Genomic DNA, 21,695 nt, shown 5'->3' with positions numbered 1-21,695 from the left:
ATGTAACGAAGTTTTATTGCTCTAAATGATAATGAATATTGTTTGCGAGAGTTTTAAGCGGGTGTTGAGTGCGTCGCGGGGAAAGTTGTTGTTACTTGCCCGTATGGCGCAAGTTGCCAGCGCGCAACTTTTAACTGATTTTTCCTAAGCCAATACCGCTCTGGATCAAGGTTTTGCTCAAAAAGTCGTTTTGACTCGGTTTCTGTGGGAGTCGGGCTTTTCGGATCGCCGCATCGCCGCGATGGCGGTGGGGCATTAGGCAAATGGGTGGCTGAAACGCCGCTACCGCAGGCAGGCCAGCTCCCACATTGGGTTTCGGGAGGGGGGGCAGTTACCTTTCGCCCAGGCAAAAAAACGCCCCGAACCAGTCGGGGCGTCAGATCGTGCGGCACTGCGGTTAGCTTTCTATCGGGCCCGCAATGGCCGTGTACTCAGGTCACTTAGTGAAACTGTTCTTCTTCGGTCGAGCCGGTCAGCGCGGTCACGGACGAGGTGCCGCCCTGGATCACGGTGGTCATGTCGTCGAAGTAGCCGGTGCCCACTTCCTGCTGGTGCGCCACGAAGGTGTAGCCTTTGGCGGCGTCAGCGAATTCCTGCTCTTGCAGCTTCACGTAGGCAGTCATGTCGTTGCGGGCGTAGTCGTGCGCCAGGTTGAACATGCTGTGCCACATGTTGTGAATGCCGGCCAGGGTGATGAACTGGTGCTTGTAGCCCATGGCGGACAGTTCGCGCTGGAACTTGGCGATGGTCGCGTCGTCCAGGTTCTTCTTCCAGTTGAAAGAAGGCGAGCAGTTGTAGGACAGCAGTTGGTCCGGGTATTCCTTCTTGATCGCCTCGGCGAAGCGACGGGCTTCGTCCAGGTCTGGCTTGGCGGTTTCGCACCAGATCAGGTCGGCGTACGGTGCGTAGGCCAGGCCGCGGGCAATTGCTTGATCCAGGCCAGCGCGTACCTTGTAGAAACCTTCCTGGGTGCGCTCGCCAGTCACGAACGGCTGGTCGTACGGGTCGCAGTCCGAAGTCAGCAGGTCAGCAGCGTTGGCGTCGGTACGGGCCAGGATGATGGTCGGCGTGCCGGCAACGTCAGCTGCCAGACGGGCAGCGGTCAGCTTCTGTACGGCTTCCTGGGTCGGAACCAGTACCTTGCCGCCCATGTGGCCGCATTTTTTCACGGAAGCCAGTTGGTCTTCGAAGTGCACGCCGGCGGCGCCTGCTTCGATCATGCTTTTCATCAGCTCGTAGGCGTTCAGTACGCCACCGAAACCGGCTTCGGCGTCAGCCACGATTGGCGCGAAGTAGTCGATGTAGCCTTCGTCGCCCGGACCTTTACCGGCTTTCCACTGGATCTGGTCGGCGCGGCGGAACGAGTTGTTGATGCGCTTGACCACGGTCGGCACGGAGTCCACCGGGTACAGCGATTGGTCAGGGTACATGGACTCGGCGGAGTTGTTGTCCGCAGCCACTTGCCAGCCGGACAGGTAGATCGCCTGGATACCGGCCTTGACTTGTTGCACAGCCTGGCCGCCGGTCAGGGCGCCCATGCAGTTGACGAAATCTTTCTCGGGGCGGAAGGACGGCTTGGCGCCCTGGGTAACCAGCTTCCACAGCTTCTCGGCGCCCAGTTTTGCAAAGGTGTGCTCAGGTTGAACCGAGCCGCGCAGGCGGACGACGTCAGCAGCGGAGTAAGCGCGAGTCACGCCTTTCCAGCGTGGGTTTTCAGCCCAGTCTTTTTCAAGGGCTGCAATTTGCTGTTCGCGTGTCAGTGCCATGGGGAAAAACCTCGTCGCGTCTTTTGTGGAAAAACTACTGGGTTGAAAATTCCGTTTTGCCAGCCACGCATTCAGTACGTGGTTATGGCTGCTCGCTGACCAGAAGCTTAGGCGGTCAAGTTGGGCTTGGCGGGGAAGGCGACGGGATGAACGATAGGCTCAAGGGAGAAAGTGAGCAGGTAGAGGCGAACCGAGAACAGTCTTCGGGCGTCGTGGGCCTTTGTACGATCCAACAGTGTGTTGCCGGGTTACCTGGTTAGCTTCCGTCCCTCGGGACAACTTCGTTCCAGTCGCAACCTCGTCAAACACGCCTTGTGGGCGGTACAGACACGAATCGGCTCAGGTGGGTAACTTGGAGCGACGATCCGAAGGCCCTTGCCAGGGCCCCTGATTAGCGGGAGCGAGGCCATCATGCCCATGCTTTTTTGGATCGTCAAATGTTTTGTAGTGCTTTTTTTATGGCACTACATCTTTGGTCTAATACGACTAATCAGTCAGTTTTTGGTGCTTCAGTTCAAGGTGTCGACTTTGACCCGCACTGTCAGGTCATCCCGGCCCTGGGTCGAGTAGGTGCGGGTCGCGCCCTGTTTGTCGGCCTGGGTCTGGCGATTGATGCCGGCCAGGGTGATCCACTCACCCAGGCGCCCGCTGACGGTTGTGTCGGTACTTTGCACGTTCACTACATCGGGACGCTCCTGGCTCATGCGGTCACGATTGGTGCTGATGCTCAGGTGCACGGTCTCGCCGGTGACGCTGGCGGTGACATAGAAGCCCTGGGTGACGTTGCGGTACTGGGTCTGGTTTTGCGGGCGGCCATAGGCATCGGGCTGGGTGGTGGTCAGTGGCACGCTCTGGCCGACCTGGATCAGTGCGGGCACGCCTTCGCTGGCCTGGATCTGCTGGATCCCGCCGTCACGGCTTTCGGTGCTGTAGGTGATGACCTGGCGGTTGGCCTGCTGATTGTTTTCGTTGGTGTCGACGGTGATCAGCAAGCGTTTGGAGGGTGTATCCAGTTGTGCGAGCAGGGCGCGCAGGGCCTGGATCCTGTCGGGCTCGGCATTGACGATCAACTGATTGCCGTAGGCGCTGACAGTGCCGTCCTTGCCAATGAAATTCTGCGCCACGGGTAACAGGTCGGCGCTGGTGCGGTTGTTCAAGGGTACGACTTCGGTGGCTGCCATTGTCGAAAAGCTGACGGTCATGAGCAGGCTGGCGACTAGGGTGCGTAGGGACATGTCCGTTATCTCTGCAAGTCATTTGGGCTTGATGGTGCCAGTTTATCGGCCCGGCGGGGCGCAAGTTAAATCGTAGACGGCAAAAGGCCCTGGCATCGGTGGATGGCAGGGCCTTTTTGGGGGGCTGCTAATGACGCCTTCGCGAGCAAGCCCGCTCCCACTGTTGACCGCATTTCAGGGGTCGAGCTCGATCAAGTGTGGGAGCGGGCTTGCTCGCGAAGGGAGCGACTGGGTCTAAAGTCAGCCCTCGCGCTCCATATCAACATGGGGAATCCCGACTTCCAGGAATTCCCCGCTGACGATCTTGAACCCCAACCGCTCATAGAACGGCGCGGCATACACCTGTGCGCTGAGGAACTGCCGGCTCTGGCCGCGTTTCTCGGCCTCGCCAATCACCGCTTCCATCAGTTTGTCGCCGACCTTCAGCCCGCGCCAGTCCTTGAGGACCGATACGCGACCGATCTCGCCGCTGGGCAGCAGGCGCGCCGTGCCAATGGGGAAGTCGCCTTCGAACGCGAGGAAATGCATGGCCCCGGCGTCGTCTGCGTCCCATTCCAGCTCAGGTGGAACCGATTGTTCAGCGATAAATACCGCTTCACGAATGCGCCGAATCTCGGCGATATCCTTTTGCCAGTCCGCGACACTTACGTGAATTTTATTCATCGGCAAACCCCAGGCTTCCTTGCTTGACCAGTTCGCACAGCAGGTCGCGGCCATCTTCATCAATCAGCCACGGGCCCAGGTTGTCGACGTGCAGGGCGTCGGCCGCACAGATCAACTTCAACAGCTCGCGCAGTTTGCCCGGCAGGTAACGGCTCTGGCCGCTGGCGAACAGCAATACATCGTCGTCCACTTCCGACCAGGCCAGGCGCGCGCTTGGGTTGCGGATCAGGACTGCACCGTCTTCCAGGCTGCTGATTACTTCATCCTGCGCCAGCTCTTCGGGGCCGGCGACCAGTTCCGGGTAGCGCGGCTCGGTCATGAATTGGCCGAACCAGGTCAGCAGCATGCGCTCGTCGCTCATGTGCTCGGCCAGCAGGCTTTTCAGGCGGTCGAGGGCGTCGCTCTGGATCTGGTGCGGGTCACTGACGGGCTGGACGTCGGCGTCGGTGTAGCGCTCTTCATCCGTCAGGTACTGGCTGAGGAAGTCGGTGAAGTGGGTCAGCACTTCGGCGGCGCTCGGTGCACGGAAGCCGACCGAGTAGGTCATGCAGTCATCTTCGGCGATGCCGAAGTGCGCCAGGCGCGGCGGCAGGTAGAGCATGTCGCCAGGCTCCAGCACCCATTCGGCGCTCTCTTCGAATTCGGCGAGGATACGCAGGTCGGCGTGTTGCAGCAGCGGGCTCTCCGAGTTGCACATCTGGCCGATCTTCCAGTTGCGCTTGCCATGGGCCTGCAGCAGGAACACATCGTAGTTATCGAAGTGCGGGCCTACGCTGCCACCAGGGGCGGCAAAGCTGATCATCACGTCGTCGATGCGCCAGCTTGGCAGGAAGCGGAACTGCTCCAGCAGCTCGGCCACTTCCGGTACGAACTGGTCGACCGCCTGCACCAGCAGGGTCCACTCGCGCTCGGGCAGGGTGCTGAAGGCATCTTCGGCAAATGGGCCGCGACGCAGCTCCCACGGGCGCTCGCCGTGCTCGATCACCAGGCGCGACTCGACTTCTTCTTCCAGCGCCAGGCCGGCCAGTTCGTCGGCGTCGATCGGGCTTTCGAAATCAGGGATGGCCTGGCGGATCAGCAGTGGTTTTTTCTGCCAGTAGTCGCGCAGGAATTCCCTTGCCGTGATGCCGCCCAGAAGTTGAAGAGGAATATCAGGATTCATGTGTAACCTATTGAAAAAAAGCACTTTTCAGACGGGAATAAAAACGCCCGGCGCTGCCGGGCGTCTTAAGGGGTCAAGCCGCAATCAGATGCGTTTGGCTTGGTCTACAGCGTTGCCGATGTAGTTGGCCGGGGTCAGCAGTTTCAGCTCGGCCTTGGCCGCAGCTGGCATGTCCAGGCCGTCGATGAAAGTTTGCAGTGCTTCAGGGCTGATGCCCTTGCCGCGTGTCAACTCTTTCAGCTTCTCGTACGGGTTTTCGATGTTGTAGCGGCGCATTACGGTCTGGATCGGCTCGGCCAGGACTTCCCAGCAGGCGTCCAGGTCAGCGGCGATTTTCTGCGCGTTGAGCTCCAGCTTGCTGATGCCTTTGAGGCTGGCTTCGTACGCGATCACGCTATGGGCAAAGCCCACGCCGAGGTTGCGCAATACGGTGGAGTCGGTCAGGTCGCGCTGCCAGCGGGAGATCGGCAACTTGCTGGCGAGGTGCTGGAACAAGGCGTTGGCGATGCCCAGGTTGCCTTCGGAGTTTTCGAAGTCGATCGGGTTGACCTTGTGCGGCATGGTCGACGAGCCGATTTCGCCTGCGATGGTGCGCTGCTTGAAGTAGCCCAGGGAGATGTAGCCCCAGATATCGCGATCGAAGTCGATCAGGATGGTGTTGAAGCGCGCAATGGCGTCGAACAGCTCGGCGATGTAGTCGTGGGGTTCGATCTGCGTGGTGTACGGGTTGAAGCCCAGGCCCAGCTCGTCTTCGATGAAGGCGCGGGCGTTGGCTTCCCAGTCGATCTCAGGGTAGGCCGACAGGTGGGCGTTGTAGTTGCCTACGGCGCCGTTGATCTTGCCCAGCAATGGCACGGCAGCCACTTGCGCGATCTGGCGCTCCAGGCGGTACACCACGTTGGCCAGTTCTTTACCCAGGGTGGTCGGCGAGGCCGGCTGGCCGTGGGTGCGCGACAGCATCGGCACGTCGGCGAAGCGGATGGCCAGTTCGCGGATGGCGTTGGCGGTCTGGCGCATCAGTGGCAGCATCACGTCATCACGGCCTTCGCGCAGCATCAGGGCGTGGGACAGGTTGTTGATGTCCTCGCTGGTGCAGGCAAAGTGGATGAACTCGCTGACCTGGGCCAGTTCCGGCAGCTTGGCCGCTTGTTCTTTGAGCAGGTACTCGATGGCTTTGACGTCGTGATTGGTGGTGCGCTCGATCTCTTTCACACGCTCGGCGTGCTCCAGGGAGAAGTTTTCCGCCAGGGTGTTGAGTACCGCGTTGGCTTGCGCAGAAAACGCCGGCACTTCGCTGATGGCGGGGTGAGCGGCCAGGCGCTGGAGCCAGCGCACTTCAACCAGTACACGAGCACGGATCAGGCCGTATTCGCTGAAAATAGGGCGCAGGGCCTGGGTTTTGCCGGCGTAGCGGCCGTCAACAGGGGAAACCGCAGTGAGCGAAGAGAGCTGCATGGGGTGTTCTCGGACAGTCGGGCAACGAAATGGGGCGCGTATCATACATGAAAAAATCCGCCGGTCCGTTGCCAACTGACCGGCGTATTACGCGTAACGGCTTGAAAATAGCCCGTGGCTGCGACTTATTCGTTGCGCATCAACGGGTAAAGCTCTTTGAGCAATTTGCGACGGCTGATGACCAACTGCCAACGATGACCGCCCAACTGCCGCCACAACCGCGCCGAACGGATACCGGCCAGCAGCAGGGCGCGGATTTTCGAGGCGTTGTTGGGCTGTTGCAGGTTGCGCATGTCGCCGTGGACCTGGATCCGCTGGCGCAAGGTGCTCAAGGTGTCCTGGTACAAAGCGCCACAGGCGGCGATCACGTTCTCGTGGGCCGGGCCGAAGTGCTCGACCTGGGACTGGATCTGCGGCAGGCGCTTGCCGATGGTTTCCAGCAGGTCGTCGCGCTTGGCCAGTTGCCGCTCAAGGCCTAGCATCGACAAGGCATAGCGCAGCGGCTCACGTTGCAGGGTGCTGGGGTCGCGCTCGAGGGCGCCGATCAGCGCCCGATAACCTTCACGCAGGCTCAGGTCGTCGCCGCCGTACACATCCAGGGTGTCCTTCGGGTCGACCACCAGCAGGCTGCCGAGCATGCAGGTCAGGCCGGCTTCGGTGACCTGGCCGGTCTTGGCGATCTTGTCCACCAGCACTGCGGCGAGAAACACGCCGCCCAATGCCGTCAATTGCTCCTGGGTCGGGCTCATGCCGGGGTGCTCCAGGGTTCGGCGACTTCAATCACGCCGCCCCCCAGGCAGATCTCACCGTCGTAGAACACCACGGACTGGCCGGGCGTGACCGCACGTTGCGGGTCATCGAAGGTGGCACGGTAGCCATTGGCGGTTTTTTCCAGGGTGCAGGGCTGGTCGCTCTGGCGATAGCGCACCTTGGCGGTCAGGCGGCGCGGAGCGCTCAGGTCGATCGGGTTGACCCAATAGATCTCCGAGGCCAGCAGCGCGCCGGAGAACAGCAGGGGATGCTCGTTGCCCTGGCCGACGATCAGCACGTTATGTTGCAGATCCTTCACCAGCACGTACCACGGCTCTTCACCGGCGTCCTTCAAGCCGCCAATACCCAGGCCCTGGCGCTGGCCGATGGTGTGGTACATCAGGCCGTGGTGACGGCCGATGACTTCGCCTTCGGTGGTCTTGATCTCGCCCGGTTGCGCCGGCAGGTACTGCTTGAGGAAGTCACTGAAGCGGCGTTCGCCGATAAAGCAGATCCCGGTGGAATCCTTCTTCTTGGCGGTGGCCAGGCCGTGTTTCTCGGCAATCTTGCGCACTTCGGGCTTTTCCAGTTCGCCCACCGGGAACAGGGTCTTGGCGATCTGTTCACCGCCGACGGCGTGCAGGAAGTAGCTCTGGTCCTTGTTCGGGTCCAGGCCCTTGAGCAATTCGGTGCGGCCATCAACATCGTGACGGCGCACATAGTGGCCAGTGGCAATCAGGTCGGCGCCGAGGATCATGGCGTAGTCGAGGAACGCCTTGAACTTGATTTCGCGGTTGCACAGGATGTCCGGGTTCGGCGTGCGACCGGCCTTGTATTCGGCCAGGAAGTGCTCGAACACATTGTCCCAGTACTCGGCGGCGAAGTTGGCGGTGTGCAGCTTGATGCCAATCTTGTCGCACACGGCCTGGGCGTCCGCCAGGTCGTCCATGGCGGTGCAGTATTCCGTTCCATCGTCTTCTTCCCAGTTCTTCATGAACAGGCCTTCCACCTCATAACCCTGCTCCATGAGCAGAACGGCGGAAACGGAAGAATCCACGCCGCCGGACATACCGACGATGACGCGCTTCTTTTGTGTGTCAGAAGGGGCTGGATCACGCATAGGATTTCAACGGGTGTCTTTAAAAAGGACGCGATTCTAGCAGGCCCGAGCCCGCAAGGCTAAAGAGAAGGACGGATCAATTCGAGACTGTGGCAGTGGCCGGCCAGATAATCGTCAATACAACGCATGATCAGCTCGCTGCGCCAGTCATCGCGCAAGGCCATCAACTCATCACGGGTCAGCCAGCGGGCGCGCACGATGCAGTCGTCCAGTTGATAGTCCGGGTGGTGTTGCAAGGCCTTGGCGATAAAGCACACGCGCTGGTAGGTCACGCCATTGCTGGGAGCGGTGTACAGATAGATACCGACGATGCCGGTGGCTTCGACGTCCCAGCCGGTTTCCTCGAGGGTTTCGCGCACGGCGGCTTCGGTCAGGGTTTCGTGCGGGTCGAGATGGCCGGCAGGCTGGTTGAGCACGGCGCGGCCGCCCTTGAGCTCTTCGACCATGAGGAATCGGCCATTGTCTTCGACGATGGTGGCGACGGTGATGTGGGGTTGCCAGGTCATAGCGGCCTCGAATTCGGTGGGGTTGGGCCTAATCAGTGTGGGAGCTGGCTTGCCTGCGATGGCGGTGGCTCGGCTACATCTGTACCGACTGGCAGACTGCTATCGCAGGCAAGCCAGCTCCCACATTTGCTCGGGTTTTTTCATTAAAGCGGTGTTGGACACAAAGAGAAACCCCGGCACATGGCCGGGGTTTGTGATGTCGCCCTACAGCATTACTTCAATGCAGCAATCGCCGCATTGAGGGTAGCGCTCGGACGCATAGCCTTGCTGGTCAGCTCAGGATTCGGCGCGTAGTAGCCGCCGATGTCCACTGGCTTGCCCTGCACGGCGTTGAGTTCGGCAACGATGGTTGCCTCGTTCTCGGCCAGGGTTTTTGCCAGTTGAGCGAACTGCGCCTGCAGCGCGGTATCTTCAGTCTGGGCGGCCAGGGCTTGTGCCCAGTACAGCGCCAGGTAGAAGTGGCTGCCGCGGTTGTCGATGTTGCCGACTTTGCGCGATGGCGACTTGTTGTTGTCGAGGAACTGGCCGGTGGCCTGGTCCAGGGTCTTGGACAGTACCAGGGCTTTCGGGTTGTTGTAGTTCACACCCAAATGCTCAAGGGAGGCTGCCAGGGCCAGGAACTCGCCCAGGGAGTCCCAGCGCAGGAAGTTTTCTTCCAGCAGTTGCTGCACGTGTTTTGGAGCCGAACCGCCAGCGCCGGTTTCGAACAGGCCACCACCGTTCATCAGCGGCACGATCGACAGCATCTTGGCGCTGGTGCCCAGTTCCATGATCGGGAACAGGTCAGTCAGGTAGTCGCGCAGTACGTTGCCGGTCACCGAGATGGTGTCCAGGCCCTTGCGGGTGCGTTCCAGGGTGAACTTCATCGCGTCGACCGGCGACATGATGCGGATGTCCAGGCCTTCGGTGTTGTGGTCTTTCAGGTAGGCCTGAACCTTCTCCACCACGACGCCGTCGTGGGCGCGCAGCGGGTCCAGCCAGAAAATCGCTGGCGTGTTGCTGGCGCGGGCGCGGTTGACGGCCAGTTTGACCCAGTCCTGGATCGGCGCGTCTTTGGTCTGGCACATGCGGAAGATATCGCCGGCTTCAACCGACTGTTCCATCAGCAGCTTGCCCTTGCTGTCGGTGACGCGGACTACGCCGTCAGCCTTGATCTGGAAAGTCTTGTCGTGGGAACCGTACTCTTCGGCTTTCTTCGCCATCAGGCCAACGTTTGGCACGCTGCCCATGGTGGTTGGGTCGAAGGCGCCATTAGCCTTGCAGTCTTCGATGACCGCCTGGTAGATGGTGGCGTAGCAGCGATCCGGGATCACGGCCTTGGTGTCGTGCAGCTGGCCGTCGGTGCCCCACATTTTGCCGGAGTCACGGATCATGGCTGGCATCGAGGCGTCGACGATCACGTCGCTCGGCACGTGCAGGTTGGTGATGCCTTTGTCGGAGTTGACCATCGCCAGGGAAGGGCGAGCGGCGTAGACCGCCTGGATGTCGGCTTCGATCTGCGCTTGCTGGTCGGCCGGCAGGGCCTTGATGCGAGCGTACAGGTCGCCGATGCCGTTGTTCAGGTTGAAGCCGATCTGTTCCAGCACGGTAGCGTGCTTGGCCAGGGCGTCTTTATAGAACTCGGCAACGATCTGGCCGAACATGATCGGGTCGGAGACCTTCATCATGGTGGCTTTCAGGTGAACCGACAGCAGCACGCCTTGTTTCTTGGCGTCTTCGATTTCGGCGGCGATGAAGCTGCGCAGGGCGTTCTTGCTCAGCACGGCGCTGTCGAGGATCTCGCCGGCCAGTGCGGTGGTCTTTTCTTTCAGAACGGTGGTGCTGCCATCCTTGCCGACCAGTTCGATCTTGACCGCATCGGCGGCTTCGATCTGTACGGCTTTTTCGCTGCCGTAGAAGTCGCCGTTGCTCATGTGAGCGACGTGGGACTTGGAGTCAGCAGCCCAGGCACCCATTTTGTGCGGGTGCTTGCGCGCATAGTTCTTGACCGACAGTGGGGCGCGGCGGTCGGAGTTGCCTTCGCGCAGGACCGGGTTTACGGCGCTGCCCTTGACCTTGTCGTAACGTGCACGGGTTTCTTTTTCCGCGTCGGTGGTTACGGTTTCCGGGTAGTCCGGCAGGGCGTAGCCCTGGGCCTGCAGTTCCTTGATCGCGGCTTGCAGCTGCGGGGTCGAGGCACTGATGTTAGGCAGCTTGATGATATTGGCTTCGGGGGTCACGGCCAGGGCGCCCAGTTCGGCGAGGTGGTCCGCAACGGCCTTGGTGCCCAGTTGCTCGGGGAAGCTTGCGAGGATGCGCCCTGCGAGGGAGATATCGCGGGTTTCCACTTCAATATCAGCGGAAGCGGTGAAGGCCTCTACGATAGGCAGCAGTGAATAGGTGGCGAGGGCTGGGGCTTCGTCGGTGAAGGTATAGATGATCTTCGAGCGGGTGGGCATATTCGGATTAACTCTCTTCTTTGCTAAAAGCGTGCGCGGAAACTCGAGATGCGCCGGGTAAAGCGCGTTCGTTCAAAGTCATCCATGAGCCGAATGTCGATGTTTCTTCGCGGTGATGTTGGGTTGCATCAGTCGAGCGTCAAGCGGGTGGGCTACGGTGGCAGCCCGGCTTTTTCAGGCGCAGGTGCTCGATATAGAGCGGTCGGCCGTCGTGACTCTTTGGTCAGCGGCGGCATTATACATAGGTCGCTATGCTTACGCCGAGCCTTCATACAAAAGGTGGATCGTCCATTGGTCTAAAGGTCGCATGGACCGGATTGCGCCTAAAGTCGCACGCAGTGCTCAAGTTTGGCGTTTTTCCCTTTTGTTTCAAGGTTGTAGGCGACTAAATCTACCGTTTTCGCAGCAAATGTACCGGGCGCAAGGTTCCAGTCCACATTCAACTGGAGTAGGCTCGGGCACAGCCAGATGTTCAATCCACAAACGGAGTTCAGCATGGGATACAAGAAGATTCAGGTTCCGGCAGTCGGCGACAAAATCACCGTCAACGCAGACCATTCTCTCAATGTTCCTGACAACCCGATCATTCCCTTCATCGAAGGTGACGGTATTGGCGTCGACATCAGCCCGGTGATGATCAAGGTGGTCGATGCAGCTGTTAACAAGGCTTACGGCGGCAAGCGCAAAATCTCCTGGATGGAGGTGTATGCCGGCGAGAAGGCGACTCAAGTTTACGACCAGGACACCTGGCTGCCCCAGGAAACTCTGGACGCGGTCAAGGACTACGTGGTTTCCATCAAGGGCCCGCTGACCACGCCGGTCGGTGGCGGTATCCGCTCGCTGAACGTTGCCCTGCGCCAGCAGCTGGACCTGTATGTCTGCCTGCGTCCGGTGCGTTGGTTCGAAGGTGTGCCAAGCCCGGTCAAGAAGCCCGGCGATGTGGACATGACTATCTTCCGTGAGAACTCCGAAGATATTTACGCCGGTATCGAGTGGAAGGCCGGTTCGCCCGAAGCAACCAAGGTCATCAAGTTCCTCAAAGAGGAAATGGGTGTCACCAAGATCCGTTTCGACCAGGATTGCGGGATTGGCATCAAGCCGGTTTCCAAAGAGGGCACCAAGCGCCTGGCGCGCAAGGCCCTGCAATATGTAGTGGATAACGACCGTGAGTCGCTGACCATCGTGCACAAAGGCAACATCATGAAGTTCACCGAAGGTGCCTTCAAGGAGTGGGCCTACGAAGTGGCGGCCGAAGAGTTCGGCGCGACCCTGCTCGATGGCGGGCCGTGGATGCAGTTCAAGAACCCGCGCACCGGCCGCAATGTGGTGGTCAAGGATGCGATTGCCGACGCCATGCTCCAGCAGATCCTGCTGCGCCCGGCCGAATATGACGTGATCGCCACCCTGAACCTCAATGGTGACTACCTCTCCGATGCCCTGGCGGCAGAAGTGGGCGGTATCGGTATTGCACCGGGTGCCAACCTGTCCGACACCGTGGCGATGTTTGAAGCCACCCACGGTACTGCGCCTAAATACGCGGGCAAGGACCAGGTCAACCCGGGCTCGCTGATTCTGTCGGCGGAAATGATGCTGCGCCATATGGGCTGGACCGAGGCGGCCGATTTGATCATCAAGGGTACCAACGGGGCGATTTCGGCCAAGACCGTGACCTATGACTTCGAGCGCCTGATGGACGGCGCCAAGCTGGTGTCGTCCTCGGGCTTCGGCGATGCGTTGATTTCGCATATGTAAGTCGAAGGCTATGAAAAACGGCCATCCTGATTGCTCGGGATGGCCGTTTTTTTATGCGTGGTATCTGCTCGGTGGCGGATCAGGCCGTTTGTTTGTTTTTCGAATGAGCGGATTTATCTGCCTTGTCGTGCCTGTCTTCGTTGGTTTTTCCAGGCTCGGCTGCGCAGATGGCGACAGCATGCAAGCCCTTGGGTCCCTGGACGATTTCAAAGGACACTAATTGACCCGCTTTAAGGGTCTTGTATCCGTCCATCGTGATCGCCGAGTAATGCGCAAAAAGATCATCCTCTTTGCCGTCTTCGTTAATGAAGCCGTAGCCCTTGGCATTGTTGAACCATTTGACCTTGCCACTGATCTTGACGCCAGACATACCCATATCCCTCTGCACCAGACTCCATCACTGGAGTATCATCCAGTTTATCCGTCCTAACCCGAATAAATAAGGTTGACTGCGCGGACCTTTTTTACCCACTGTGGGTTCTATTGGTTGTAACACCGTTTTGCCGATAGTCAAGGTGACCAGTCGGTCGGAGTTGAATTTCTGACAGGTCGCCCCCATCACTGTAAATGCACAACAGACGAACCTTTCTTTCATGCATGCATTCAGCCAGATTCGACTAACATTCAATCAGGATCGCCCGGATCATCTAGAAGACGATGACGGTTCTGCAGGCATCGCTGTTCAAGAGGCCAAGCCTGCTTTACAGGCGCCGCCGATGTACAAGGTGGTTTTGTTCAATGATGACTACACGCCGATGGATTTCGTCGTCGAAGTACTCGAGGTGTTTTTTAATCTGAACCGCGAGTTGGCGACCAAGGTAATGCTGGCCGTTCACACAGAAGGACGGGCAGTATGTGGAGTGTTTACCCGCGACATCGCCGAGACCAAGGCCATGCAGGTCAACCAGTACGCCAGGGAAAGCCAGCATCCGCTACTCTGTGAAATCGAGAAGGACGGTTAACTCCGACCACTTGGGTATGAGGTGAAGCTATGTTAAACCGCGAGCTCGAAGTCACCCTCAATCTTGCCTTCAAGGAGGCCCGTTCGAAGCGTCATGAATTCATGACCGTCGAACACCTGCTGCTGGCACTTTTGGATAACGAAGCTGCCGCCACCGTTCTGCGTGCGTGCGGCGCCAACCTCGACAAACTCAAGCATGACCTGCAGGAGTTCATCGACTCCACCACGCCACTGATCCCCGTGCATGACGAGGACCGTGAGACCCAGCCAACCCTGGGCTTCCAGCGGGTGTTGCAGCGTGCTGTCTTCCACGTGCAGAGCTCCGGCAAGCGCGAAGTGACGGGCGCCAATGTCTTGGTTGCCATCTTCAGCGAACAGGAAAGCCAGGCCGTGTTCCTGCTCAAGCAGCAGAGCGTGGCGCGCATTGATGTCGTCAACTACATCGCCCATGGCATCTCGAAAGTGCCAGGGCATGGCGATCATTCCGAGGGTGAGCAGGATATGCAGGACGACGAGGGCGGTGAGTCTTCTTCTTCAAGCAACCCGCTGGATGCCTACGCCAGCAATCTCAACGAACTGGCGCGCCAGGGGCGGATTGATCCGCTGGTGGGGCGTGAGATGGAAGTTGAGCGTGTTGCGCAGATCCTCGCGCGTCGTCGCAAGAACAACCCTTTGCTGGTGGGCGAGGCGGGCGTGGGCAAGACCGCGATTGCCGAAGGCCTGGCCAAGCGCATTGTTGATAATCAGGTGCCTGACCTGCTGGCCAACAGCGTTGTCTACTCCCTGGACCTGGGCGCGCTGCTCGCTGGGACCAAGTACCGTGGCGACTTTGAAAAGCGTTTCAAGGCGTTGCTTGGCGAGCTGAAAAAGCGTCCGCAGGCGATCCTGTTCATTGATGAAATCCACACCATCATTGGCGCCGGTGCGGCTTCCGGTGGGGTGATGGATGCGTCCAACCTGCTCAAGCCGCTGCTGTCTTCGGGTGATATCCGTTGCATCGGTTCGACCACGTTTCAGGAGTTTCGCGGGATCTTCGAAAAAGACCGTGCCCTGGCGCGTCGTTTCCAGAAAGTCGACGTGTCCGAGCCTTCGGTCGAAGACACTATTGGCATCCTGCGGGGCCTGAAAGGGCGTTTCGAAGCGCACCACGGCATCGAGTACAGTGATGAGGCGCTGCGTGCAGCCGCCGAGCTGGCCTCGCGCTACATCAATGACCGGCATATGCCCGACAAGGCCATCGACGTGATCGACGAAGCCGGGGCCTACCAGCGCCTGCAGCCGGTAGAGAAGCGCGTGAAGCGCATCGAAGTGCCGCAGGTCGAGGATATCGTGGCGAAAATCGCGCGAATTCCGCCAAAACACGTCACCAGCTCCGACAAAGAGCTGCTGCGTAACCTGGAGCGCGACCTCAAGTTGACAGTGTTTGGCCAGGATGCAGCGATTGACTCGCTGTCGACGGCGATCAAGCTGTCCCGGGCTGGCCTCAAGTCGCCGGACAAGCCGGTGGGTTCGTTCCTGTTTGCCGGGCCTACCGGCGTCGGCAAGACCGAAGCGGCGCGGCAGTTGGCCAAGGCCATGGGCATTGAGCTGGTGCGGTTCGACATGTCCGAATACATGGAGCGGCACACCGTGTCGCGCCTGATCGGTGCGCCTCCGGGCTATGTCGGCTTCGATCAGGGCGGTCTGTTGACCGAGGCGATTACCAAGCAGCCGCACTGCGTACTGCTGCTCGATGAAATCGAAAAGGCCCACCCGGAAGTCTTCAACCTGCTGCTGCAGGTCATGGACCACGGGACCCTGACCGACAACAACGGGCGCAAGGCGGACTTCCGCAACGTGATCGTGATCATGACCACCAACGCCGGTGCCGAGACGGCCGCGCGGGCTTCCATTGGCTTTACTCATCAGGATCACTCTTCCGACGCCATGGAAGTGATCAAGAAGAGCTTCACGCCGGAATTCCGCAACCGCCTGGACACCATTATCCAGTTTGGTCGCCTCAGCCATGAGGTGATCAAGAGCGTGGTGGACAAGTTCCTTACCGAGCTTCAGGCGCAGCTGGAAGACAAGCGCGTGCAGTTGGAGGTGACGGAGGCGGCACGCAGTTGGATCGCTGAGGGCGGCTACGACGCGGCAATGGGCGCCCGCCCAATGGCGCGTCTGATCCAGGACAAGATCAAGCGGCCATTGGCCGAAGAGATCCTGTTCGGCGAGCTCTCCGACCATGGTGGCGTGGTGCATATCGACTTGAAGGATGGCGAGCTGACCTTCGACTTCGAGACCACTGCTGAAATGGCCTGATCGCAACACAACAAAAAGGCGCTTCGGCGCCTTTTTGCTATTTCTCAAGCGCTGCAATCAAAATGTGGGAGCGGGCTTGCCCGCGATAGCGGTGTATCGGTGCCAGATGTATTGCCTGACACACAGCTATCGCGAGTAAGCCCGTTCCCGCATTAATTTTATAGCGCGCACAAAAACGCCCGGCATAACCGGGCGTCTTGTATTGACTTGTTTAGCGAGCGCGGTAAGTGATGCGCCCTTTGCTCAAGTCATAGGGCGTCAGCTCGACGCGCACTTTGTCACCGGTAAGAATACGAATGTAGTTCTTGCGCATCTTGCCGGAGATATGCGCGGTTACGACGTGCCCATTTTCCAACTCCACACGAAACATGGTGTTGGGCAGGGTGTCGACGACAGTGCCTTCCATTTCGAAGCTGTCTTCTTTCGACATGCAGTAAAGCCCTCGGTATCCAGTGAATGGCCCGGTGCAACTGCGCCAGGCAAAAGCGGCGTGCATTGTGCCCGAAAAAGGGTGTTTAAGCCAAGGGGTTCTAGTTAAGCGTGACCCATCTTTGATTAATTAGCAGCTCAATGGGCCGATATTGGGTCTTGTAATTCATCTTTTTGCAGTTTTTTATCCAGTATCCGAGGTACACCGCGTCCAGGTTTTGCCGGGAGGCTTCACTGATTTGCCACAAAATCGCAAAGCGCCCGAGGCTGCGGCGCTCTTCGGCGGGTTCGTAAAAGGTGTAGACCGCCGATAAGCCATTGGGCAGCAGGTCGGTGACCGCGACCGCCAGCAGCCTTCCCTCAAGGCGGAATTCGTAAAAACGCGAGAACGGCAGGTCGCGCACCAGGAACGTGGAAAACTGATCACGACTGGGTGGGAACATGTCACCGTCGGCGTGGCGTTGTTCGATATAGCGCTGGTACAGGTCGAAGTACTCTTCGCTGAAGCCGGGCTTGGCGGGGGTCACGATCAGGTCGGCATTGCGCTTGAGGATGCGTTTTTGATTGCGGTCGGCTAAAAATTGCGCCACGGGGATACGCGCCGGCACACAGGCGTTGCAGTTCTGGCAGTGTGGCCGGTACAGGTGGTCGCCACTGCGCCGAAAGCCCATCTCTGACAGGTCGGCATACACATGCACGTCCATCGGCTGGCTGGGGTCGAGGAACAGCGTAGTGGCCTGTTCTTCGGGCAGGTAGCTGCAAGAGTGGGGTTGAGTGGCATAAAACTTCAAGCGCGCCAACTCGGTCATGATCAACCCTCGGATAAGCTTTGAAATAAGTGTAAGCCAGGTGCGCGCATGTCGCCTAAGAAACCCACGGCCCACTGCTGGCTTGATCAAGATGGTCGCGCAGGTAACCGGCAAAGTCGCTGCGGGGAATGGCGCGGGCGCCGAGGCTGTGCAGGTGATCGGTGGGCATCTGGCAGTCGATCAGCACAAAACCCCAGGCCTGCAATTGCCTGGCGAGCGTGGCAAAGCCATATTTCGAGGCATTGTCTGCGCGACTGAACATCGACTCGCCAAAAAACAACTGGCCCATGGCCAGGCCATACAGGCCGCCGACCAGTTCGCCCTGGTCCCAGACTTCAACGGAATGGGCGTAGCCCCGTTGGTGCAGTTGCAGATAGGCGTTCTGCATGGCTTCGGTGATCCATGTGCCGTCTGCATAGCTGCGTGGCGCAGCACAGGCCTGTATGACAGCGGCGAAGTCCTGGTCGAAGGTGACCTCGTAGCGTTGCTGGCGCAGCAGCTTGGCGAGGCTGCGGGACACGTGCAGTTCGGCGGGGAACAGCACCGTGCGTGGGTCTGGCGACCACCACAGGATGGGCTGGCCTTCGGAGAACCAGGGGAAGCAGCCGTGGCGATAGGCCTGGACCAGGCGGTCGGCGGACAGGTCGCCACCGGCAGCCAGCAGGCCGTTGGGTTCACGCATGGCTTTGGCCAGCGGTGGAAACGTCAAGGTGTTGCGTTGCAACCAGGTGAGCATGGTATTCAGGCTTACAGAAGGGGAGGGCGGTGACAGGCCGGGGCCCGCCGCGTTAAGCAGTGATTATTGTCGAGCCGGCGCCACTCGGCCAGCCCGATCATGTAATCCGTACCCTGATGCATGAGCGGGTGTTTCTGCAACTCTATAGCGGTGATGCGGTCGTAATCGCGTCATGTCGCCATCCGTTGAGCGGGAATGCTGGGTAAAGCTTGTCCAGTCTGATAAAAACAGCTCATAAGCCTTTGTCAGTAAAGACAATGCATGCTCAAATTGAAACCCATGGGCAATGCGCCGGGCGATGCTCCATGAGCGAAGCCGGCAGCGTGGCAACGGGCACACAAACCCGTACAATGGCGGCACTATGTCCTTGTGGGCTGGCGTTAACGTCGGTGCATGATTCAATCTCGGAGTGTTAAAGGACGCTTGACGACGCTCATTCACTTTTCACCTGTCCGGATTGGGCAGTATTTTTATAGTCATTCAACTGTTGGACGCGCTTAAGGCGCAGGAAAAGACCCGTTTTGAAGAAATCCGCCGCAGCACCCAAAACAGCAGTAGTACCGGCCTGGCGCCAGCACCTGCACTATCGGCTCAAGGAAGGCGCGCTGATTGCCATCGGTGCTTTATGCCTGTTCCTGATGATGGCCTTGCTGACCTATGGCAAGGACGATCCTGGCTGGAGCCATAACAGCAAGATCGACGATGTGCAGAACTTCGGCGGGCCTGTGGGTTCCTACAGCGCCGATATCCTGTTCATGATCCTCGGTTATTTCGCCTATATCTTCCCGTTGTTGCTGGCGATCAAGACCTGGCAGATCTTCCGCCAGCGCCATGAGCCGTGGCAGTGGAGCGGCTGGCTGTTCTCCTGGCGCCTGATCGGTCTGGTGTTCCTGGTGCTGTCGGGCGCGGCCCTGGCGCATATTCACTTCCATGCACCGACCGGCCTGCCGGCTGGCGCGGGCGGTGCCTTGGGCGAAAGCCTGGGTGACCTGGCCCGCAGGACCCTGAATATCCAGGGCAGCACGCTGACGTTCATTGCCCTGTTCCTGTTTGGTCTGACGGTATTTACCGACTTGTCGTGGTTCAAGGTCATGGACGTGACCGGCAAGATCACCCTCGATCTGTTCGAGTTGTTCCAGGGTGCCGCCAACCGCTGGTGGGCCGCCCGTGTGGACCGCAAGCGCATGGTCGCGCAATTGCGTGAAGTCGACACCCGGGTCAACGAAGTGGTGGCCCCGAGTACGCCGGATCGCCGTGAGCAGGCCAAGGTCAAGGAGCGCCTGATCGAGCGCGAGCAGGCCCTGACCAAGCACATGTCCGACCGCGAGAAGCAAGTGCCGCCGGTTATCGCCCCGGCGCCGGTCAAGGCGTCCGAGCCAAGCCATCGCGTGCAAAAGGAAAAGCAGGCGCCGCTGTTTATCGACAGCGCCGTCGAGGGCACTTTGCCGCCGATCTCGATCCTCGATCCGGCGGAAAAGAAGCAACTCAACTATTCCCCGGAATCCCTGGCGGCCGTCGGCCATCTGCTGGAAATCAAACTCAAGGAGTTTGGCGTCGAAGTGTCGGTGGATTCGATCCACCCCGGCCCGGTGATTACCCGTTACGAAATCCAGCCGGCCGCAGGGGTCAAGGTCAGCCGTATCGCCAACCTGGCCAAAGACCTGGCGCGCTCCCTGGCGGTTACCAGCGTGCGGGTGGTGGAAGTGATCCCCGGCAAAACCACCGTGGGTATCGAGATTCCCAACGAAGACCGGCAGATCGTGCGCTTCTCCGAAGTGCTGTCGACCCCGGAATACGACAACTTCAAGTCGCCGGTCACCCTGGCCCTGGGGCACGACATCGGCGGCAAGCCGGTGATCACTGACCTGGCGAAAATGCCCCACCTGCTGGTTGCCGGTACCACCGGTTCTGGTAAGTCGGTGGGTGTGAACGCGATGATCCTGTCGATCCTGTTCAAGTCCGGCCCGGAAGACGCCAAGCTGATCATGATCGACCCGAAGATGCTCGAACTGTCGATCTACGAAGGCATCCCGCACCTGCTGTGCCCGGTGGTGACCGACATGAAGGACGCCGCCAACGCCCTGCGCTGGAGCGTGGCCGAGATGGAGCGGCGCTACAAACTGATGGCGAAGATGGGCGTGCGTAACCTGTCCGGCTTCAACGCCAAGGTCAAGGAAGCCCAGGACGCCGGCACGCCGCTGACCGACCCGCTGTACAAGCGCGAAAGCATTCACGATGAAGCGCCGCTGCTGACCAAGTTGCCGACCATCGTGGTGGTGGTCGACGAATTTGCCGACATGATGATGATCGTCGGCAAGAAGGTTGAAGAACTGATCGCGCGTATCGCGCAGAAGGCCCGTGCGGCCGGGATCCACTTGATCCTCGCGACCCAGCGGCCGTCGGTGGATGTGATCACCGGCCTGATCAAGGCCAACATCCCGACCCGCATGGCGTTCCAGGTGTCGAGCAAGATCGACTCACGGACCATCATCGACCAGGGCGGTGCCGAGCAACTGCTGGGCCATGGTGACATGCTCTACATGCCGCCCGGCACCAGCCTGCCCATCCGCGTTCACGGTGCATTTGTGTCCGATGACGAGGTGCACCGCGTGGTCGAGGCGTGGAAACTGCGCGGCGCGCCGGAATACAACGACGATATCCTGGCGGGTGTCGAAGAAGCTGGCAGCGGTTTCGACGGTGGCAGCGGTAGCGGCGACGATGATGCCGAGACCGACGCGCTGTACGACGAAGCGGTGGCATTCGTGCTGGAAAGCCGTCGCGCTTCGATCTCGGCGGTGCAACGTAAACTGAAGATCGGCTACAACCGCGCCGCGCGTATGATCGAGTCCATGGAAATGGCCGGCGTCGTTACGGCCATGAACACCAACGGCTCGCGCGAAGTCATCGCGCCAGGGCCGATGCGCGACTGACCTCGTGCCGCGTGGCAGCACGCGGCGCGCCTTTCACATCATTCTATGAGGACTCCCATGCGTCTTATCCGCATGCTGTTGTTGCCGGCATTGGCCCTGACCGCGTTTTCGGCCCACGCCGATCAGGCATCCGTCGCGAGCCTGACCAACTTGCTGGACAAATCCAAGACCCTGACCGCGCGCTTCTCCCAGCTGACCCTGGACGGTGGCGGTACGCAGTTGCAGGAAACTGCCGGTGAAATGGCCGTGCAGCGTCCTGGCCTGTTCTTCTGGAAAACCGACGCGCCCAACGAGCAGACCATTGTCTCCGATGGCAAGAAAGTCACGCTGTGGGATCCGGACCTGCAGCAGGCGACCATCAAGACCCTCGACCCACGCCTGAGCCAGACCCCGGCCTTGCTGCTGTCGGGTGATGTGTCCCAGATCAGCGAGAGCTTCGAGATTACCTCCAAGCAACAAAGCAACGTGATCGACTTCACCCTCAAGCCCAAGTCCAAGGACACGCTGTTCGACAGCCTGCGCCTGTCGTTCCGCAATGGGGTGATCAACGATATGCAACTGATCGACAGTGTCGGCCAGCGCACCAATATCCTGTTCACCGGGGTCAAGGCCAATGAGTCGGTCCCGGCCAAGACGTTCAAGTTCGACATCCCCAAGGGTGCCGATGTGATCCAGGAGTAAA

General features: G+C 59.6%; 18 protein-coding genes. 5 read left to right on the top strand and 13 right to left on the bottom strand.

The window, feature by feature from the left end:
• Positions 1–440: 440 nt before the first annotated feature.
• From aceA to HBR94_RS04850, 9 genes are all read right to left on the bottom strand, one after another.
• On the bottom strand, positions 441–1,766 hold the full coding sequence (aceA, locus tag HBR94_RS04890; protein WP_003219577.1) for an isocitrate lyase: 1,326 nt from the start codon (positions 1,764–1,766) through the stop codon (positions 441–443).
• Between the two features lie 509 nt (positions 1,767–2,275).
• A complete protein-coding gene (locus HBR94_RS04885) occupies positions 2,276–3,001 on the bottom strand; it encodes a secretin N-terminal domain-containing protein (RefSeq protein ID WP_170044289.1) in 726 nt (241 codons plus the stop codon).
• 240 nt (positions 3,002–3,241) lie between these two features.
• Entirely contained in the window at positions 3,242–3,664 is a 423-nt protein-coding gene (locus tag HBR94_RS04880; RefSeq protein ID WP_057441403.1) for a GNAT family N-acetyltransferase, read from the bottom strand.
• Positions 3,657–4,826, bottom strand: a complete 1,170-nt coding sequence (locus tag HBR94_RS04875; RefSeq protein ID WP_120733467.1) for a cupin domain-containing protein — start codon at positions 4,824–4,826, stop codon at positions 3,657–3,659. Before HBR94_RS04875 ends, HBR94_RS04880 begins: the two co-directional genes overlap by 8 nt.
• 84 nt (positions 4,827–4,910) lie before the next feature.
• The gene (gene purB / locus HBR94_RS04870; protein WP_038441746.1) at positions 4,911–6,281 is read right to left on the bottom strand and encodes an adenylosuccinate lyase; all 1,371 of its coding nucleotides are present in this window, start codon (positions 6,279–6,281) and stop codon (positions 4,911–4,913) included.
• A gap of 125 nt (positions 6,282–6,406) precedes the next feature.
• Complete coding sequence (hflD, locus tag HBR94_RS04865) at positions 6,407–7,030, bottom strand: high frequency lysogenization protein HflD (protein ID WP_005789104.1); 624 nt, start codon at positions 7,028–7,030, stop codon at positions 6,407–6,409.
• Entirely contained in the window at positions 7,027–8,151 is a 1,125-nt protein-coding gene (gene mnmA, locus HBR94_RS04860; protein ID WP_170044288.1) for a tRNA 2-thiouridine(34) synthase MnmA, read from the bottom strand. The genes hflD and mnmA overlap by 4 nt, the downstream gene beginning before the upstream one ends.
• A 59-nt stretch (positions 8,152–8,210) precedes the next feature.
• Positions 8,211–8,657, bottom strand: a complete 447-nt coding sequence (locus HBR94_RS04855) for an NUDIX hydrolase (protein ID WP_170044287.1) — start codon at positions 8,655–8,657, stop codon at positions 8,211–8,213.
• Positions 8,658–8,869: 212 nt separating this feature from the next.
• Positions 8,870–11,095, bottom strand: coding sequence for an NADP-dependent isocitrate dehydrogenase (locus HBR94_RS04850; RefSeq protein ID WP_170044286.1), 2,226 nt, complete (start codon positions 11,093–11,095; stop codon positions 8,870–8,872).
• 495 nt (positions 11,096–11,590) lie between these two features.
• On the opposite strand from HBR94_RS04850, the gene icd reads away from it, so the two are divergent.
• Positions 11,591–12,847 (top strand): NADP-dependent isocitrate dehydrogenase, encoded by a 1,257-nt coding sequence (icd, locus tag HBR94_RS04845; protein WP_057441442.1) that lies wholly within the window; start codon positions 11,591–11,593, stop codon positions 12,845–12,847.
• A gap of 79 nt (positions 12,848–12,926) precedes the next feature.
• On the opposite strand, the gene cspD is transcribed toward icd, so the two are convergent.
• Complete coding sequence (cspD, locus tag HBR94_RS04840; RefSeq protein ID WP_169961319.1) at positions 12,927–13,217, bottom strand: cold shock domain-containing protein CspD; 291 nt, start codon at positions 13,215–13,217, stop codon at positions 12,927–12,929.
• Positions 13,218–13,440: 223 nt separating this feature from the next.
• Between cspD and clpS the strand changes: the two genes are divergently transcribed.
• Both clpS and clpA read left to right on the top strand, forming a co-directional pair.
• Complete coding sequence (gene clpS / locus HBR94_RS04835) at positions 13,441–13,809, top strand: ATP-dependent Clp protease adapter ClpS (RefSeq protein ID WP_029293391.1); 369 nt, start codon at positions 13,441–13,443, stop codon at positions 13,807–13,809.
• 29 nt (positions 13,810–13,838) lie between these two features.
• Positions 13,839–16,109: an ATP-dependent Clp protease ATP-binding subunit ClpA gene (gene clpA, locus HBR94_RS04830; RefSeq protein WP_057445275.1), complete on the top strand. Its 2,271-nt coding sequence runs from the start codon at positions 13,839–13,841 to the stop codon at positions 16,107–16,109.
• Positions 16,110–16,320: 211 nt separating this feature from the next.
• Here the strand turns inward: clpA and infA are convergent, their stop codons facing one another.
• The 3 genes from infA to aat all read right to left on the bottom strand — a co-directional run bounded on the left by infA (position 16,321) and on the right by aat (position 18,083).
• Entirely contained in the window at positions 16,321–16,539 is a 219-nt protein-coding gene (gene infA, locus HBR94_RS04825) for a translation initiation factor IF-1 (protein WP_002553999.1), read from the bottom strand.
• A gap of 100 nt (positions 16,540–16,639) precedes the next feature.
• A complete protein-coding gene (locus HBR94_RS04820) occupies positions 16,640–17,347 on the bottom strand; it encodes an arginyltransferase (RefSeq protein WP_057441413.1) in 708 nt (235 codons plus the stop codon).
• 55 nt (positions 17,348–17,402) lie between these two features.
• Entirely contained in the window at positions 17,403–18,083 is a 681-nt protein-coding gene (gene aat / locus HBR94_RS04815; RefSeq protein ID WP_170044285.1) for a leucyl/phenylalanyl-tRNA--protein transferase, read from the bottom strand.
• Between the two features lie 521 nt (positions 18,084–18,604).
• On the opposite strand from aat, the gene HBR94_RS04810 reads away from it, so the two are divergent.
• Both HBR94_RS04810 and lolA read left to right on the top strand, forming a co-directional pair.
• A complete protein-coding gene (locus HBR94_RS04810) occupies positions 18,605–21,013 on the top strand; it encodes a DNA translocase FtsK (protein ID WP_115128476.1) in 2,409 nt (802 codons plus the stop codon).
• Positions 21,014–21,070: 57 nt separating this feature from the next.
• On the top strand, positions 21,071–21,694 hold the full coding sequence (gene lolA / locus HBR94_RS04805) for an outer membrane lipoprotein chaperone LolA (RefSeq protein WP_170044284.1): 624 nt from the start codon (positions 21,071–21,073) through the stop codon (positions 21,692–21,694).
• Position 21,695 lies beyond the last annotated feature (1 nt).

This window comes from Pseudomonas sp. WS 5412 (assembly GCF_012985615.1).
GTDB classification, from domain to species: domain Bacteria; phylum Pseudomonadota; class Gammaproteobacteria; order Pseudomonadales; family Pseudomonadaceae; genus Aquipseudomonas; species Aquipseudomonas shahriarae.
The sequence above is the reverse complement of the archived record's forward strand: the minus strand, read 5'-3'. Positions and strand labels throughout refer to the sequence as shown.